Origin of the sequence: Pedobacter planticolens (assembly GCF_014172375.1) — a bacterium.
In the GTDB taxonomy this organism is placed as follows: domain Bacteria; phylum Bacteroidota; class Bacteroidia; order Sphingobacteriales; family Sphingobacteriaceae; genus Pedobacter; species Pedobacter planticolens.
On record NZ_WNXD01000001.1, the window covers coordinates 1,546,167 to 1,564,954 of the forward strand.

General features: G+C 34.1%; 14 protein-coding genes. 3 read left to right on the forward strand and 11 right to left on the reverse strand.

Annotation, left to right across the window (positions count from 1 at the left end):
- Positions 1 to 70 precede the first annotated feature (70 nt).
- Entirely contained in the window at positions 71 to 2,764 is a 2,694-nt protein-coding gene (gene alaS / locus GM921_RS06400) for an alanine--tRNA ligase (RefSeq protein ID WP_182921764.1), read from the reverse strand.
- A 118-nt stretch (positions 2,765 to 2,882) separates the two neighbouring features.
- Between alaS and GM921_RS06405 the strand changes: the two genes are divergently transcribed.
- Positions 2,883 to 3,218, forward strand: a complete 336-nt coding sequence (locus GM921_RS06405; protein WP_182921765.1) for a MerR family transcriptional regulator — start codon at positions 2,883 to 2,885, stop codon at positions 3,216 to 3,218.
- Between the two features lie 7 nt (positions 3,219 to 3,225).
- Here GM921_RS06405 and GM921_RS06410 read toward each other — a convergent pair whose 3' ends face one another.
- The 10 genes from GM921_RS06410 to GM921_RS06455 form a co-directional block, all read right to left on the reverse strand.
- On the reverse strand, positions 3,226 to 3,840 hold the full coding sequence (locus GM921_RS06410) for a hypothetical protein (protein WP_182921766.1): 615 nt from the start codon (positions 3,838 to 3,840) through the stop codon (positions 3,226 to 3,228).
- Between the two features lie 375 nt (positions 3,841 to 4,215).
- Positions 4,216 to 4,485: a hypothetical protein gene (locus GM921_RS06415; RefSeq protein ID WP_182921767.1), complete on the reverse strand. Its 270-nt coding sequence runs from the start codon at positions 4,483 to 4,485 to the stop codon at positions 4,216 to 4,218.
- A 160-nt stretch (positions 4,486 to 4,645) separates the two neighbouring features.
- Entirely contained in the window at positions 4,646 to 5,554 is a 909-nt protein-coding gene (locus GM921_RS06420; RefSeq protein WP_182921768.1) for an SMP-30/gluconolactonase/LRE family protein, read from the reverse strand.
- Complete coding sequence (locus GM921_RS06425; RefSeq protein ID WP_182921769.1) at positions 5,542 to 6,264, reverse strand: methyltransferase family protein; 723 nt, start codon at positions 6,262 to 6,264, stop codon at positions 5,542 to 5,544. Before GM921_RS06425 ends, GM921_RS06420 begins: the two co-directional genes overlap by 13 nt.
- Position 6,265: 1 nt before the next feature.
- Positions 6,266 to 7,006 (reverse strand): carboxy-S-adenosyl-L-methionine synthase CmoA, encoded by a 741-nt coding sequence (cmoA, locus tag GM921_RS06430; protein WP_182921770.1) that lies wholly within the window; start codon positions 7,004 to 7,006, stop codon positions 6,266 to 6,268.
- A 379-nt stretch (positions 7,007 to 7,385) separates the two neighbouring features.
- A complete protein-coding gene (locus GM921_RS06435; RefSeq protein ID WP_182921771.1) occupies positions 7,386 to 7,556 on the reverse strand; it encodes a hypothetical protein in 171 nt (56 codons plus the stop codon).
- 458 nt (positions 7,557 to 8,014) lie between these two features.
- Complete coding sequence (locus GM921_RS06440) at positions 8,015 to 8,323, reverse strand: hypothetical protein (protein WP_182921772.1); 309 nt, start codon at positions 8,321 to 8,323, stop codon at positions 8,015 to 8,017.
- Positions 8,324 to 8,589: 266 nt separating this feature from the next.
- Positions 8,590 to 10,500 (reverse strand): SusD/RagB family nutrient-binding outer membrane lipoprotein, encoded by a 1,911-nt coding sequence (locus GM921_RS06445; RefSeq protein ID WP_182921773.1) that lies wholly within the window; start codon positions 10,498 to 10,500, stop codon positions 8,590 to 8,592.
- 18 nt (positions 10,501 to 10,518) lie between these two features.
- Entirely contained in the window at positions 10,519 to 13,632 is a 3,114-nt protein-coding gene (locus GM921_RS06450; protein WP_182921774.1) for a SusC/RagA family TonB-linked outer membrane protein, read from the reverse strand.
- Positions 13,633 to 13,683: 51 nt separating this feature from the next.
- On the reverse strand, positions 13,684 to 14,904 hold the full coding sequence (locus GM921_RS06455; RefSeq protein WP_182921775.1) for an ROK family protein: 1,221 nt from the start codon (positions 14,902 to 14,904) through the stop codon (positions 13,684 to 13,686).
- Positions 14,905 to 15,206: 302 nt separating this feature from the next.
- On the opposite strand from GM921_RS06455, the gene GM921_RS06460 reads away from it, so the two are divergent.
- Together GM921_RS06460 and GM921_RS06465 are read left to right on the forward strand one after the other, a co-directional pair.
- Positions 15,207 to 17,657, forward strand: coding sequence for a TonB-dependent receptor (locus GM921_RS06460; RefSeq protein ID WP_182921776.1), 2,451 nt, complete (start codon positions 15,207 to 15,209; stop codon positions 17,655 to 17,657).
- A 189-nt stretch (positions 17,658 to 17,846) separates the two neighbouring features.
- On the forward strand, positions 17,847 to 18,725 hold the full coding sequence (locus GM921_RS06465; RefSeq protein WP_182921777.1) for an AraC family transcriptional regulator: 879 nt from the start codon (positions 17,847 to 17,849) through the stop codon (positions 18,723 to 18,725).
- The last annotated feature ends 63 nt before the right edge of the window (positions 18,726 to 18,788 follow it).

Here is an 18,788-nt window from a genome sequence, read left to right on the forward strand (position 1 = left end):
TATTTTTTAATTACTAATATTTTAGTTGCACCTGAAGCGATTAAAACTCTTTGCCCTACTCATACTTATATTAAGCGATAAAATCCTTTGCTTTGATCAATACCTGTGTTAAACCATATGCATTTTTTCCTCCTGCTGTTGCATAAAATGGCTGGCCGCCGCCTCCACCTTGAATTTCTTTACCTAATTCGCGAACAATTTTTGCAGCATTTAGCTTTTCTGAAACAATATTCTCAGAAATCATTACTGTAATTCCTGGTTTATCATCAATTAAAGTAGTAAACACTAAATACAAATCTGACACTAAGGCTTTAACTTCAAAAGCTAGGTTTTTTACGGCTTCTGCACTTGGCAAATCAACTTGTGTGGCAATAAAGTTAATGCCATTTATATTTTCTGCTTGGGCGGCAATATCTTGTTTCATATCACCAGCTTTAGCTGAAATACTTTTCTCAACTTCCTTTTTCAATTTGGCATTTTCATCCAATAAAGCTTGTACCGCAAGGCTGATATTCTGATTTCCTTTTAGTAACCCTTTTAATTGATTTAATTCTTTGCTTTGGTTAACGATGAATTGCTCTGCTTTTGCTGCCGTAATAGCTTCTATACGACGAACACCTGCCGCAACAGCACTTTCTGAAACAATTTTGAAATAACCAATTTGTCCAGTTGCTTTTACGTGTGTACCACCGCACAATTCTTTAGAAAAATGATCGTCAAAAGTAATTACACGAACAAAATCGCCATATTTTTCACCAAATAAAGCAGTTACACCAGAGGTGATGGCCTCATCATAAGGTACATTTCGTTGTTCTTTTAGATGAATATTCTCTCTAATTTTTTGATTAACGATATGTTCGATTTTCGCTAAATCTTCTTCACTAATTTTAGCAAAGTGCGAAAAATCGAAACGTAAATTATCTGAATTGACTAAACTTCCTTTTTGATTAACATGAGAACCCAAAACTTTCTTTAAAGCGGCATGCAATAAGTGAGTTGCCGAGTGATTATCTTCTGTTAAAACTCTTTTATCTTCATCAATTACTGCCCAAAATTTACCATCCAAATCTGTTGGCAACGTATCTGTGTAATGAACAATTACACCATTTTCTTTTTTGGTATCCGTTATTTCTACCCAAAACTGACGGCTGTGATCTTCTAAACGACCAATATCTCCAACTTGTCCGCCACTTTCTGCGTAAAAAGGAGTTTGGCGTAAAACGATTTGATATTGCTCTTTCCCTTTTGCACTTACTTTACGGTATTTTAAAATCTCAGTTTCTATTTCCGTTAAATCATAACCTACAAATTCGGTATCGTTATCTTGATTAACAATTACCCAATCTCCTGTATCAATTGCGGTAGCAGCACGAGAGCGATTTTTTTGTTCAGCCAATGCGGAATTAAAACCTTCCATATCGACTGTAAGCATATTCTCATGGGCAACAAGTTGAGTTAAATCTATTGGAAACCCATAGGTATCAAATAATTCGAATGCAAAATCTCCTGGTAGTTTATACCATCCCTTATTTACATAACCAGGCTCCAATGGACCTTTTCTTCCACTCAATAAGTAGCTCTTACCTTCAACAAATTCATTAATCCTTAACAATCCCTTCCCTAAAGTTCTTAAGAATGAAACCTCTTCTTCTAAAACTACTTTCTGAACGAAATCTTTTTGCAAATACAACTCATCAAAAACACCTTTAAATTGTTCTGCTAACACTGGCACTAATTGATTTAAAAATGGTTCTTTTAAGTTTAAAAAAGTATATGCATAACGCACTGCTCTACGTAAAATCCTACGAATTACATAACCTGCTTTATTATTAGAAGGTAACTGACCATCGGCAATTACAAAAGAAATTGCTCTGATATGATCAGCCATTACACGCATCGCAACCGCTTCGTTCCATCCTTTTTCTCCAGGTTCAGCACTGCTACTATATTTAATACCAGATTTTTCTGAAATAAATTGAATTAACGGCTGGAAAACATCGGTATCATAATTTGAGGTTTTTTGTTGTAGAACACGCACTAAACGCTCAAAACCCATTCCCGTATCTACATGTTGTGCAGGTAATGGTTTTAAAGAACCATCCTTAACGCGGTTAAATTGCATAAATACATTGTTCCAAATCTCAATTACTTGAGGATGGTCTGCATTTACCAAATCTTTTCCGCTAGATGCGTTTCTCTCTGCTAACGGGCGACAATCTACATGGATTTCTGAGCAAGGTCCACAAGGTCCTGTATCACCCATTTCCCAAAAATTGTCCTTTTTATTTCCTAGAATAATACGGTCTTCATCAACAAATTGTTTCCACAATTCAAAAGCTTCTGTATCTCTTGGCAAACCTTCCTTTTCATCTCCCTCAAAAATAGAAACGTATAATTGGTCTTTCGGAATTTTATACACTTCAGTTAATAATTCCCAACTCCAAGCGATGGCTTCTTTTTTAAAATAATCGCCGAAGCTCCAATTACCCAGCATCTCGAACATGGTGTGGTGGTAGGTATCAATACCCACTTCTTCTAAATCGTTATGCTTGCCCGAAACACGTAGACAACGTTGTGTATCAGCTACACGAGGATATTTTACGACAGCTTCGCCCAAAAACAAATCTTTAAATTGGTTCATTCCCGCATTGGTAAACATTAAAGTTGGGTCGTTTTTAACCACAATTGGCGCCGATGGTACAATGTGATGCTGTTTACTTTTGAAAAAATCTAAATAGGTTTGTCTTATTTCTTTTGCTGTCATTCTGTGTAGAAAATTTGGAAGAACAAAATTAAAATTTTATTGCGGTATTCTACTAAAATCCCTTTACATTTGAATACTTTAAGTAAAAGCTGCAAACAATTCATAATCAGATTAAAACATGCCGTACAAAGACAGAGAAATTAATAAAATGTATTATACTATGGGCGAGGTTACCGAAATGTTTGGCGTAAATGCCTCACAAATTAGGTTTTATGAAAAGGAATTTGATGTGTTGCAACCTAAGAAAAACAAAAAAGGAAATAGACTTTTTACTCCTGAGGATATCGAAAATTTAAAGATTATTTTTCACTTGGTGGATGATAAAGGTTTTACTTTAAAAGGCGCCAAAGATCATTTGAAGAATAACAATAGTGAGGTTAAAGAAAACCAAAAAGTTATTGCTTCGCTAGAAAAATTGAAAGATTTCTTATTGAGGTTGAACGAAGAAATATAAATCTAGTTTAATCTCTTGCACTTAGCGCAGTCATTTTAGTAGTAGTAGTAGTAACTACGTTATTAGTATAAAACGGATTGTTTTTAAACACCAAATTCATATTCAATTTTAAATCATCGTTGTTGCTAAGAGAAGCTAATGCAAAAGTTGATTCTTGATGATAATCACTTAATTTTATTGATTTAGAGCCATTTAAGGTAATACTTTGATCGTTATTCATTACAAAACTAAATTCGATATCCGTTCTGTTACTCACTCCGCCAATATTTAAAACTCCTACAGCGTGAATCATTTTCATTGTTGGTAAAATCATTACATGAGTCAATTTGAAGCTTATTGCTTTATTGGTTATTGACTTATTCTCAGTAGTAAACGACGGCAAAGCGAGTTCAAATGAATTAATTTCATCCAAAATACCATCTTTAACTATAAAATTACCTTCGGCACTTAGTGAGCTTGATATATTCTGATTTGAATCGATAGAAATTTTAATCTGCGAATCCCCTTCTACTTTATAAGGAGTTTGTGCTTTAGCGCTCTGTACAAATAAGATACTTGTTAAAATAAGGGAAAATAACGTAATGCTTTTAAAATTTGATACGGCATCGTAGTAGTTCTTCATCTCTTTACTATTAAGGAATAAGTTTCAATTGTGTTTGTGTAGCTAAAGGAGAAATAAAATTTAATCTTTTTTTCGTGCCACAAATCTAATCTAACATAAATATTTTATTATTTAACAAAAAATATTTTTTCAATTCCTGCTGCCCCATTAATTATCTTACTAAATAAGAGTATTTAAGCTTCATTATTAATACATTAGGCAATGATATAATGTGGAAAAGTATTTTAAAATATTTTTCGTAACAAAATTGATAATGTATTAATTGAGGTGATAATTACCCATTATGGGGAAATTATGATATATTAATGTAGAAATATATCTACATATAAATTTAATACTAACCTAAAATAGTTTTAATATTTTCAAGAAATCTTACTAATGACTTGTTATTAGAGTTTCTTTAACATTTTCTAAACTAGCATTTAGAAACTTACATTCGATGAATTTACCAATGTCTGCTATAAATTCATTAGACATTTCTCTTCCGCCAATTTGCTCCCAACCATTGGTTACTTTTTTAATGGTTCCAACTAATTGATCGCCGATGCAAACGCAAAACACATCGTTTACATCTAATTGTAATAAGGTATAGAGATATGGGAGTTGGTTATCAAACAATTCGCACAAATAATCAATTTTCACCATGATGCACTGTAAATTAATTTTCCATTGAATAAACCCTACAGCAATAACCGAAATCTGACTTAATTGTTTGTAAAAAAATAGTTGTAAAACTATTCTTATGCAAAAGCTAAATCAGTTAATGAATTTAAGAATTTTTGAGGATAAATGCAATAGAAATAATCTACTCCACTCCCTTTACTTGCATTGGCAAGGTATAAATAGAATTACCTGCGGTGATAAACAAGATGTTTTTCTTTTTTCCTGCAAAGCAGATGTTAGATGTGCGTGTGATTGAAACATTGATATATGCAATTTGCTTACCTGCTTTATTGAAGACAGTAACACCGTTTCCGGTTAAGTATATATTTCCTTGCTCATCTAAAGTCATTCCGTCTGAACCTTGATTGATAAGTAATACTCTATTTTTTAAAGAGCCATCTGGTTGAATATCGTATTGATAAGTTTTACTGCCTTTTGCATCGGCTACATATAATGTTTTTCCATCGGCTGTGCCTACAATACCATTTGGTCTTTGTAAACTATCATCGACTACTGTGACTTGTTTATCCCTTTTGGGCAGGTAATAAACTTTCTCTCCTACTATTTCGGGAGCTTTTCTTGCCCAGTAGTTTCTTTGATAATAAGGATCGGTAAAGTAAATACCTCCTTTTTTATCTATCCATAAATCATTTGGACCATTTAAGTTGCTTTCTTTGGGATTTTGATAAATGAGTGTTGGGTTTGCATTTTTATCGAATGATAGAATTTGGAAGTTTTCATCTGCACAGGCAAGCAAGTTTCCTTTTTTATCGAAATAAGTGCCATTTGCTCTTGAGGCTTTATCTGTAAACAAAGTTAGTTTATTATCTACGCTGTATTTCCAAATTGTATTGTTTGGTTGGTCGGTAAAGAATACGTTGCCTTTTTTATCGACTGATGCACCTTCTGTAAATTTGAATTGGGAAGAAATTAGTTTTAGACTATCTTGATTAAAGAGTGTTTTATTTCCGCTTTGCGCTTTTACTGCTAATGAGGATAAAAAACAAACTATAAATATCTTGATAGCTAAGCTAAATTTTATCCTTTCCATGTACCGCTTTTCTTTAAATAACGGATGGTAAGGTAATAAATAGCTAAAACAATAGCCGTAGCAATTCCTATTTTATTTCTTAATTCTTCATCACCCTGTGTTAATTGTGGGTAATAGAAAAGTAGGATAACTATGATCCCTGCTAGCCAAACGGTTTGTGTATTGTACTCTTTAATAAGCCAACGTTTACCGTTAAATGCCATGTTGTTTATGGTTTTTGTGAGTCCACTGAAGTTAATCCACCATCTGTTTACACGAGTGCAATAGGCATCGAATTGTTCGCCGAACTTATTTCTCAGGAAGTTTTCTTCTGCTAATACAATGGCTTGGTATATAAAGAGAAATAAGGGGATGAATATGACCATGAATAGTAGTGAGTTGATTAAAATACCTACTCCTACTAGCATTAACACATTACCTACATATAATGGATTGCGGCAATGGTTAAAAAATCCTTCGATTACGAGATGATCTGCGTATACATTTTTATCTTTTCCGCCACGTACGATATAGGCTAAGGCTATGGCTACGCCGCGAATTAATTGTCCGACGATGGTGATGAATAGGCCTATAATTAATGGATATAGATAATAATTTTTGCCTAATGTGCTTTCTTTAAATATTTGTGGGGATGGAATAAACAGGGCTAGGTACAGGAAGATAAATAAGAAGTTTCTGTACTTGAAAAAGAAGTTACCTATTGCGATCATTTTAGTTTTTTACTGCGATAAAGCCTGTGAAATTATACCATTTAAAGAATGTTTCGGTGTGTGGGAAGCCTGCTTCTTTGAGCATTTTAAAGTTTTCGCTTAATTTATAGGGGATTAATACGTTTTCTAGGGCTTCTCGCTTTTGTGAGATCTCCATTTCGCTGTAGTTATTGCGACGTTTATAATCGTAATAGTATTTAATGAAGTTTCTGTTGAAGAGGCTATCTTCTGCTAGGATTTTTTCGGAGATGATTAATACGCCTCCTGGTACTAAACCATCGTATATTTTTTTTAATAGTTTTTCTCGGAATATTGGGCGGACAAATTGTAGTGTTAGGCAAAGGATAACTACGGATGCATTTTCGATTTTAATATCTTCGTGTAAATCTGCTTGCACTAATTCGTATTTTCTTTTAAAGTCGGCTTGTTTTAGTTTAACATCGCATTTCTTTAGCATTTCTACTGAATCATCTACGCCTATAAACTTAATGTTTTCTGCTACATAAGGGTTTAAACCTATCATGGTTGTACCTGTTGAACAGCCTAAATCTACTACATTGGTATTGGGCAAGGCATGTTCTATTGCCAATTCTATTATCATGCGCTGTATTTCGTTGTAGAAAGGGACTGAGCGCTCTACCATATCATCGAATGCGTTGGCTACTGTGGCGCCGAACTTAAAATCGGATGGTTTTTTTATTTCTTCTTTGAAGACGTTGTCTAGGTTATCTTTTTTATTCATTCTTTTTCCGGGTGGTTCTGGTTTCTTATCTGTGCTAAATAACGATGTTTTAATGGTAAAATATATTTCAATTGGTTTGATTAAATTGATTTAACTTTTATTTAACATATAAAAGGGTGTTTTGTTCGTTTTGGACTTTGTTAGGGTTAAAAGGATTAATGATTGTCGCATTGACAAAGAGAAATACATGATGAAAATTAGCAAGGAATAGGTTTTTACTTGCAGATTTAAGGGATTTATCCGCACAAACACCAATAATAACAAGAATTACAGTATAAGTTTTTAATGAAAGCAACTTTATACAGCTTAATATTACAATAAATTGCAAATTTTAGTAGTGTTTATACTAAACTATACAATTAATTATGGATTTTATTGATTATTTAATGGTAGTTTGTGTGATTTCAGTTCTTGCAGTTGACATATTGAAAGTTGCAGTTGGTATATTGTAAGTTGCAGTTGACATATTGTAAGTTGCAGTTGGCATATTGTAAGTTGCAGTTGATATTATAAACAAAGTAGCAGGTATTACACTACTAATGGTTGTCATTCCAAGCAGAGCGGTCGTCAGTTCAAAAGGAGCATGAAAGAGATTGTACCATAGGCATTCCTTTGGAGCCAAAGTAGGTGAAGAACCTTCTTTGCAAAGGCGAGGTGTTTTAGTTTATTGCGCTGTTTTGGGTTTATTAAACCTGATTGTAGTGGAAATACTTTTTGTTTTTACAGGTTTTTGTGTTGAAGCATAACAGAAAGGTTTCTCTGCTACGGTCGAAATGACGGAAAACGTTGATACAAAAAGATTGTAACGGAAAGCAGGGCTGACTTTAATAGATGTTACTGGTTGAGCTTTTCAACTAATTTTTATTTCGACCATATGGGTGCATAGAGAATATATTGTATGGCGCAAGGCAATTAGTTTGCTTTTTTACTGCTTTATAATCCCTCCAGATAGCTATCTGGATTTATGGGAATGACGAACTGGATTGTAAAATGATGGGATTGCAGATTTTAATTTTGCTTGAAGATATTAATGGCGGCTGTTTTCCAGGGGATGTAGTTTAGTAGGGCGCAGGTTTTTGCTACTTCCGTTTCTATGAAGCTTGGTACATCGTTTACAATTCGCCAACGGATGGTGTATTTTGGGTTATAGCTGATGTATATTACTACGTCTTCTGATAAGGGTTTTTGTGTTGCAAATTGTTTTAAATGAATGTTTTGCAATTCTGAGGCTAGGCGAATTAATCGCTCTTTCATTACTTTGGCTAAAGAGGCGCTTGGGTTAAATTCATCAAATATGGCAAGGACAGTTACATTCATACGGCAGGTACTAAATACTATTATTTTTAGCAAATGTACTTAAATAAATTTGTTTTTAGGCAAGAAAATGTCAGAATTAGATCAGAATAATATGATTTATACAAATTTCTATATTCTTAAAAGAGTTGTAATCTTTATGAGATTGATACGATTTAAACTAATTGATTAGCTAAAAAAGGATGATAGTTGAGTAGTAACTAATTTGATTTATTAGGGCATAAAAAAGCCGTGGATCTAACCAGGATCCACGGCTACCAATTATAAACTTATGGTTTTTTTGCCCACCATAAAGGGGTTAGTACTGCATCTGCTCCTGCTAAAGCAGTTACTGCTTGATTATACCCTTTAATATTACTGTTTTTAAGTGATGAAGGGTATTTTACTCTTTGAGAGAAAAATTTTACACTGCTTGTTAAATAGGTAGCGCTATTTAAATCTGGTAAGCCTGGCATTGGGTTTTCAAATACTGGGTTTTCATAGAATGGTAAGCCTAATCTTCTATGATCGTTCCAGGTTTCGATAGGTAGCCAAGGTGTTTGTGCAATAAATTTCTGCGTTAATATTTTGGTCATGTGATCGTTTCTTATTGCTCCTGATTTATATAAATCATTTTTTGGATAAGCAATATTAACTGTACCTGTTGCGCCAGTAATTCCGTCTTCGTAATTCATGGTTCTTGTAGCACCTGGTTCTGTTGTATGGCTCCAACTTACAGAGGTACCTACTCTATTATAATCTGTTGAGGTTAAATAAGAGCCAACGGTTACATTCATGTATTCGAAGCTTTTTGCGATACCAGTTTCATAAGCTGTTTGCGCTGCTACTGGGCTTGCCCAACCACGCTCTGCTCCTTCTGCTAAAAGGAAATAGGTTTCCCATGGACCAAAGAATACACGTTTATTGGTTCCGGCTCTAAATTTTAAATTTAAAATTGGTTTACAACCTGGTGTGTTTATTACTTGATTCATTGCTCCTTTTGCTCCCCAATCTCCATCGGTTTTAGCATTCCAAGTATATTTTGCATCGATTGTTTTAACTACTGCACCGCTTGCATTTTTTAAATCTTTTGTGCTTGCTATAAAATCAGATCCTAGGTTTGGATATAATGAATTTGTGATATCTCCAGGCACTGTAAATATTTTATACATACGCGGATCTATTGTGTAAGGAAGTCCATTAAACCAGTAACCTGCGGAAGGATCGTTGGTTTTAGATGAAAATTGTTCTGTAAATCTTTGTCCCATCCAGTCTGCTGGTTTAACATAGGCTGAAAAAGCAGGTAATTGATCGGCAGTTTTAACGCCTCCTAAACCTACAGATAGATTATTAAGTGTTGCAGAGATTGGTAAACTCATCCATGAGAAATCTTTTCTATATACACTACTTAATGCATCGTAACTGTTTGCAGTTTCTGCTACTTGAAAAGTTTGATCTGCAGCGCTAATGAAATCGTTTGTTGCAGCTGCTGCTTCAAATTCTGCTTTTGCTTTTGCAGGATCGATTTCTGATAAACGCATGGCTAAACGCATACGCATTGAGTTAGCGTATTTGCGCCATTTTGCATAGTTATAGCCAAAAGCTGGGTCTTGCTTGGCTAGATTGGTTGGGTTAACAACGCTTACATCTAATTTAGCGCTTGCATCTTTTAATTCATCAAGCAAGAAATAATATACGGTTTTTACGTCTTTAAACTCAGGGTTAACACCTTGAAAACCATCTACAGGAATTGGTCCGAATGTATCAGACAATTCGCTCATTAAATAGGCACGCCAAATACGAGCTACTTGTATTAAGTTTTTAGTATATACTTTGGATGTACCTGCTGCAATTTGTTGGTTACCTACATCTATTGCACTATTTGCAGCGTTTAACCAACTAGATGCTTGTCTGTAATATTCGCTTGTCCAACCATCATCATACCCTCCTTCAGAAAATGTTTCTCCATCTTCATCTTGCATGGTGTGGCCACCGGGTACCCAGTATAAAATAAACATACGTTCGGCCAGGCCTGGCTCTTGTTGTGCTCCTATTATAGAATTATCTATAAAGTATTCTACTTGTACTTGATCTGCGCTTGCAGCAAGTGGGTTTTTATTAATTTCATCAAATTTTTTGCAGGATGATAGTACGACACAGGTAGCTATTAGCAAATATGATTTTTTAAATATCTTTTTCATCGTTTCTAGTATTAAAATTTAAAAACCTACGGTTAAGTTAAAAAGGAAAGTACGAGTTGTTGGTGCACTACCGTTTTCAAAACCTGTTGCATTGGTACCAGTTGCATAAATAGATTCGGGATCTAAACCATTCATATGGCTTTTAATTAACCAAACGTTATTGCATGATGCGCCAATTTTTACTCTTTGGATTGGAGTGCTTGCAAAGAATTTACGAGGTAAATCATAACTTAACTGCACATTTCTTAGTCTTATATTAGAGGCATCATAAAGGTTTGCTTCTGTAATACCTAAGTTGTTTGCACCTGCAACTGCACCCCAATAGTTTTGTGGACTTACTTTAACTGTATTTTTTTCGTAGGTGTTTGTACTTGTATTTAATACTACTCCATCTACTAAAATATCATCACGTAAACCATTTGTAACTGTATTTGATGCGGTTCCGAATTGTTGCATATCTGCAAGTGTACCAGAGAATATTTTTCCACCAAAACGAGCATCAACCAAGAAAGATAAACCTACGCCTTTGTAAGAAAATGCATTTGTAACACCTAATAGACCTGTTGCTTGTTGGTTACCTAATTTGATATTTTGAGGATCTTTTTGTGGTAAACCTGTGTTTCTTAAAATAAGTTGACCATTGTATTGGCTGCTTGGATCGTTTACTCTTAGCAAATGAGATCCGTAAATTTCACCATATTTCTGTCCGGCAACTGCCATAATCTGAACATCATCATATCCGCCAAGGGCGTACGTAGTTACATCTTTACTAATTGAGTTTACTACGTTTTTATTTGCTGAATAGTTTACTGTTACATTCCAATTAAATGAGTTTGGATTATTAAGGATGCGGCCATCTAACATGACTTCAATACCTTTGTTTTCGATATCTCCAGCATTTATTTTTTTGGATGTATATCCGCTTAATCCATCCATTGGAAGATTAATTAATTGTTGGGTTGCATTAGATTTGTAGATGGCTAAGTCGAACCCTACACGGCTTTTGAAGAAACGCATTTCTAAACCAGCTTCGTACGATTTGATTAACTCACTTTTTACATTTGGATCAAAAAGTATGTTTCCTCTTCCGGCTGTTGTACTACCTAGTGGATCTTTACCAATTGAAAACGTGTTATATAATTGATAAGGTGATAAATCATTACCTACTGATGCATAAGATGCTCTTAATTTTCCATAGCTAATCCATGATGGTAATGTTTTGTTCATTCTGCTAAACATTTCTGTAAATACATACGAAACACTTACCGATGGATAGAAAAATGAGCGATTTGCTGGACTTAATGTAGATGACCAATCGTTTCTGAAAGTTCCATCAACAAATAAATAGCCATCATAATTTAAACCTACTGAACCATAAACTGAATTAATTGCTTTTTGACTATAACCTTCGGTTACGCTTGGGCTTGATGTACCGTTATTTACTGAGAATAAATCTGGTACGGTTAATGCGCCAACGCTACTTCCGATTGAAGTATTTTTTTGGCTCATTAAATTTCCACCCAATGTTAATACCCCTCCTAGTTTTCCAAAAACATTATCTTTTCTGGCGGTGATTAAAGCGCTATAGTTACTTTCTGAGAAGGTGCTTTTACTTAATCCATATTTACCAGTAGATACTGCAGTTTGACCTGCATAAGTTCTGTTATCTGCATTGGTAGTATAAATATCTGAACCTGCTTTTATTTCAGCATTAAGCCAATCTGTGAATTCATATTTTAACCCTCCGTTTAATAAGAAACGATCTCTAATATCTTGATTAAGGTTGTATTTAGTTCCCCAATATGGATTAACTTCATTGCCGCCGTTGTACCATAACATTTTGTTGTTTTGATCTGTTGCACCTTTAAAATCTGTTAAAGGAAGTGTGCGTGGAAGCAAGTATAATGCATAAAAAGTATTATCGCCTCTTGGTCCGCCTTGCGGTCTGTTTTGCGCATTAGAGTTAATGTATTGAATTTTAGTTTCTAATGTCCAACGGTCATCTTTTCCAAATTTGCTAACCGCCTTTGCCATTAAGTTATTTCTGGTCAGCTTTGCTCCTGGTATCATACTTTTATCATCTAAGCGATTAAATGAAGTATAAACAGATGTTGATTTATATTGTTGTTGGAAAGAGATACCTTGGTTAGAGGTTAATCCTGTACCAAAATAATCGCCAATATTATCAGGAACTGTTAAAGGAGCAGTTGAACCATCCCATTTTGTTACGGATTGCCCGGTTACTTTAGGTCCCCAACTTGTACGAGATTTTGGATCGTAGATATTATTAGAACCCTGAGCATAATCATTTTGCATGTTAGGGTTGGTAAATAAACTTTCGATACCTAAAGATGACGTAATTGTAATACCTAAACCAGCTTGTGCTTTACCAGATTTAGTAGTAATTAAAATTGCACCATTACCTGCTCTTGAACCATAAAGCGCTGCAGCAGATGGACCTTTTAAAACTGTCATTGTTTCAATATCATCGGCATTGATATCTGCCATACCATTACCCATATCTAAAGTTGGGTTATAGTAATCGTTGTTCGTTGCACCTGTAAAGTTATCCAGAGGGATACCATCAACCACAATTAGGGGCTGATTTGATCCTGTTAAGGAATTATTACCACGCAACGTAATTTTAGATGATCCGGCAGGTCCGTTACTTGAGCGTGAGATTTGCAAACCAGCAACTTTACCTGTAAGTGCATTTACCAAGTTTGGTTCTTTAGCCTCTACTAAGGTTTCTCCCTTTACTTCTTGCACAGCATAACCCAAGGATTTTTTCTCTCTTTTAATACCTAACGCTGTTACAACTACTTCTGTAAGGGTGTTGTTTACGTTTGTTAAGGTAATATCCACGGTAGCCGCCGATCCAATTATGGTTTCTTTAGTGCCATACCCTAGATAGGTAAATACCAAGGTGTTGCCTTCTGTTGCAACAATTGAAAACTTTCCATTAGCGTCTGTTTGTGTGGCTTTGGATGTTCCTTTGACGAAAACACTAACTCCAGGTAGTGGGCCAGATGTTTCCCTTACCGTTCCGGTAATGGTTTTTTGTGCAAAAGCTGTTATTGTTAAAAAAGTTAACAACAATATACTTAAACACTTTAAGTACACTTTTTTCATAATTTTCATTTTTAGATTTAGAATTGGGTTTAATTATTTGGATGATTTAGTTTAGGTTGTTTTTATATGGGATAGTGTAGGGTGTTCTTCAAATTGACTATGCTCAATCATTAGGCTGGCTGCTGCTAATAATTCTGCTTCATCCGTAAGTTTTGATAATTTTATAGTAGTTTGTTCGGCAATTCGAGGAATACAAAACTCATTAATAGCTTGTTGAATAGATGGTAATAACATTTTACCTGCTTTGGCTCCTCTACCACTTAGCACAATGCATTGTGGATTTAAAATATGTATCAGCGTAGCTAAGCCTTTACCTAATTGAAATGCAGCTTTTGATAAAATTGAAATAGCTAATGGATCTTGTTGAGTAACCGCATGTAAAAAGTGATCACCAGCATGTATACTTTTGTCTTTAAACAATTCTTTCATACTTGATTCGGCTCCTTCTTTTAGCGCTTTCTCTGATTTTTCGGCCATTACTAACAGTGAAGTATCTACCTCAAGACAACCTCTTTTGCCACATGAGCATAAGTTATTACTTTCTGATAATGGGATGTGACTAAACTCTCCTGCATAACCGCTGTTGCCACGGTATAACTTTCCGTTAATAATCATACCCAAACCCGTTCCCCATCCAATATTCACTACCATTACGTCTTTCATCCCAATTGCCTCGCCAAAATGTAATTCTGCTAGTGCAATTAAACTTGAGTCATTATCTAAAAAAATGGGTAATTCTATTTTCTCTTTTAAGAAACCTTGCAAAGTCTCACCATTGTTCATTTTAAAATAAGAATTGTTAACACCTTCTGCTGCGTTAATAAAACCTGGCATACCAATTCCTACTCCTAATAAATCTTCTTTTTCAATGCCTGATTTGGTGATGCAATCATTTATAAATTGAGCTAATGTTTCGGCGCCATTTGCTTCATTAGAAATATTAAGATCTAAATACTGAATAGGAAATACGATATTCTTAGACAAATCATAAATGGTTAATCGGGTAATTAACTGATCCATTGCAACGGCAACAATGTGTTTTTTATGATTCGGATTTAATAGATACATCGAAGGTCTTCTTCCGCCAGTAGATGGAGCTAAACCTTGTTCTATAACATACCCTTCTATGATTAATAGATTTACTATTGATGTAACCAAAGGCAAACTTTTTCCGGTAAGCTTACTTAATTCAGTTAAGGATAGTACTTTTTTATAATAAAGGCATTTTATGATATCAGCTCGTAGTCGCTGACCCTTTATAATTACAGACATATATTTGGTTATTTAAAACAAACATAATAATTAAATTCAAAACATAGAATATCTTTTTAATTTTTTTTAAAAGTATATACAGTTAATAAAATTTATTAGAAAGTTCTTTTTATAACAAATCGAAACCGTTACTTATTTTTTACGACAAAATACTTCCTTGTACATTTTAGCAGCATTTATTAGACTTCTTTATAGGTTGAGAACAGTAAGAGAATATTATTTAAAATAAGTCTAAATAAAATTTGTGTTTTTAGAAATCGCTTTTATCTTTGCATCAATTTAGAATTAATCCAAATAAATATATGAGTAGACTATTTACAAAAACACTTAGCTTAATTGCTATTTCGATGGCCCTTTTTGGAGCAGTGCAAGCACAAAATAAAGTAGGAACAGTTTCAGGAATAATAAAAACTAGTGATGGTTTGCCTGTTGCTTATGCAAGTGTTGGTTTAAAAAACACCAACAAAACTTCTCAAACTAATGAAAATGGCAGCTTTTTACTAAAAAATGTAGCGCCTGGAAATTATACTATTAAAATTTCTGCAGTAGGTTTGGTTTCTCAAGAGAAATCAATTATTGTAACAGAAGGTGGAGCAACCGATGTGAATTTCTCTATTTCAGAATCAGCTTCTCAATTAGCTGAAGTTGCAGTTACAGGATATAAAACTCCTAATAAAAAACCTGTAAACTTAGGTAAAGTTGCTATCGCTCCTATTGATTTGCCTCAGTCGGTTCAGATTATTGGCAATCAGGTTATTACCGACCAACAAGCTAATCGTTTAAGTGATGTTTTAAAAAACGTAAATGGTGTTGCTTATGGAGAAAATCGTGGTTCGGTAAGTGGAGAAACCTTTTTTGCTAGAGGATACAGTTTAGGCACTAATAACGTATTTAAAAATGGAGCTCGTGCAAATAGTGGTGGTATGCCAGAAACTAGCACATTAGAGTCTGTTGAAGTATTAAAAGGTAGTGCAGCTTTATTATATGGTGGCGTTACTGGTGGTGCCGTTGTAAACTTGGTAACAAAGAAACCAAAATTTGAATACGGTGGTGAAGTGGCTATGCGTAGCGGTAGTTATGATTTATATAAACCAACTGGTGATATTTATGGCCCTATTACAAAAAACTTAGCGTTTCGTGTAATTGGTACTTTTGAAGATGCTGGAAGTTTTAGACAGAATGTAAATGCTAAAAGAACCTATGTAAATCCATCACTTTTATATAAAATAGGCGAAAAAACAGATATTTTACTTCAAGGAGATTACCTTAAAAGTGATTACACTCCAGATTTTGGTATTGGTACCGTAGATAATAAAATTGTTAATATTGGAAGAAGTACTTATTTAAATGCGCCTGGAGCATATAACAAAACCAATACTACTACCACTCAGTTAAATGTAAATCATAAATTTAATGATAACTGGAAACTGAATGTAATTGCTGGGTTACAAGCTTACAATAGAAATTATTATAGTGCTGAGCGTCCTTTTGCAAATGCTGCAGGAGTTGCTGCTAGAAATCTTACTCGCTCTAAAACAGAAGAATTTACTTACAATGAGCAAATTAATGTAAATGGTAATTTTAAAACTGGTAATATTACTCACACATTGTTAGTTGGTGCAGATGCAGATCAATCGAGAGTAACTTCTAATGGTTTTGCTTACCCAGGCGGTGCAGCAGCTTATAATTATGGCAATATCAATTTGCTAGATCCTGCTAGTTTTAACAATACCGGAGCCTTACCAGCAACCACTATGGTTTCTGAAACATTTGCTCCTATTTATCGCATGGGTACTTTTGTACAAGATTTAGTTTCATTAACTGAGCAGTTTAAAGTTTTAGCGGGAGTTCGTTATACTTTCCAAAAAACACCTAGAACAGTAACTACTAATTTAGCTACAGGTGCAAAAACATTAAGTAATAATATTATTGGAAAATCTAAAGTTGAAACGGCTTTTTCTCCAAAATTTGGATTGATTTATCAGCCACTAAAAACAACGTCTATTTATGTAAGTTATGCTAATAATTTCATTTCAAATACTGGAATGGATATTTATAGCGCTCCATTAGATCCTTCGATAGTTGATCAATATGAAGCAGGTATTAAAAACGATTTATTTGGAGGTAGATTATCTGCAAACCTAACTGTTTATAGAATTACCAATGATAAGTTTGCTCAACAAGCATTACTTAAAGCTGATGGCACTCCAAATGGCGACACAAATGTTAAAGAATTAAGCGGAAAAACTGCAAGTGATGGTGTTGAATTTGATTTAACAGGTACCATTGTTAAAGGTTTAAACTTTATTGCAGGTTATAGCTACAATTACATCCGTTATACAGAAACATTAGATAAAACCACTATTACATCGGGTACAACTACCACAACTATTGGTGGTATTGTTGAAGGACAACGTTTGGTGGGTTCTACTAAAAATACCGCGAACGGAACATTGTTTTACACTTTCCAAAACGGAGGTGCTAAAGGTTTAAAGTTGGGTGCATCGGCTTATTATACTGGCAACAGAAATGGCGGATATAATGATAGCAAAACCGGAACTCCAAGTAGATTAATTCCTTTAAGTGATTTTACAACATTCGATTTATCAGCAGGCTATGCGTGGAAAAAGCTTTCTTTATTAGCTAAAGTAGCTAACATTACCAATGAGCTAAATTACTTTGCTCATGAAAACTATAGTATAAATCCTATCCCTCCTCGTCAGTTTGTAACTACACTCTCTTATAAGTTCTAATTGCAACATCAAAAAAAGCCCCGATCATGTAAAAATGGTCGGGGCTTTTTTATTGTAATTAAATTAATACACGCAACAAATCAAATACTTTCTCAAATTGTCCAAATATTCAGCAATATTGGCATTTCCATGCAAGATAATAGAATTATACTGTATATTTAATTGACCAATTATAAACCAAGTATTAACATGAAACCTCAATTATTAAAAGTTTCAACGGGACCTGCACAATCATTTAGTGTAAGAAGAGATTTAGTTCCTTATATGAACAATAAATGGCATTATCATCCAGAAGTAGAGCTTATTCACCTCAAAAAAGGTGTAGGAACTCAATTTATTGGCGATAGCATTAAAGGCTTTCGTTCTGGTGATATTGTATTGGTCGGCGCCCATTTAGCACATTACTGGAGATTTGATGATATCTATTTTAAAGATCAAACGAAAGCTTGTGCCGATGTAAGGGTTGCACATTTTAGCGAAAACTTTTGGGGTGATCAGTTTCTAAATCTCCCAGAAAATAAGGCTATAAAATCATTACTTGAAAATAGTAGAAGAGGTTTACAAGTAAATGGAAAAGTAAAAATAAAAGTGGCCGATTTATTAGAACAAATGTTAACTGCTGAAGGAACTCAGCGTATTGTTTTATTGATAGAAGCGCTTTCACTTATTGCTAACTGTAATCAAACTGTAAAGCTATCATCAATTGGTTTTAAACAAGATTACGATGAATCTGAAAATATCCGCATTAATGCGATTTATGATTATACCTTAAGCAATTTTAGAAGGAAAATCCATTTAGAAGAAATTGCAAATGTGGCCGTAATTAGTCCAAATTCTTTCTGTAGATATTTTAAATCTAAAACGCGTAAAACGTATTCAAGATTTTTAACGGAAATTAAGGTTGGACATGCTTGTAAATTACTAATGGAAAACAAGTTAAATATTAAGCAATTGTGTTATGAGAGTGGTTTTAATAATTTAGCCAGCTTCCACAAATATTTTAAAATTACAACTGGTAAAAGCCCTTTAAACTATCAAAAAGAATTTATTTCACATCATAATAATTAAAACGCAGCACAGTACAGAATGCCTTTTTACATACTAACCCTTAATTTTCCGTCCTAGCTCTAG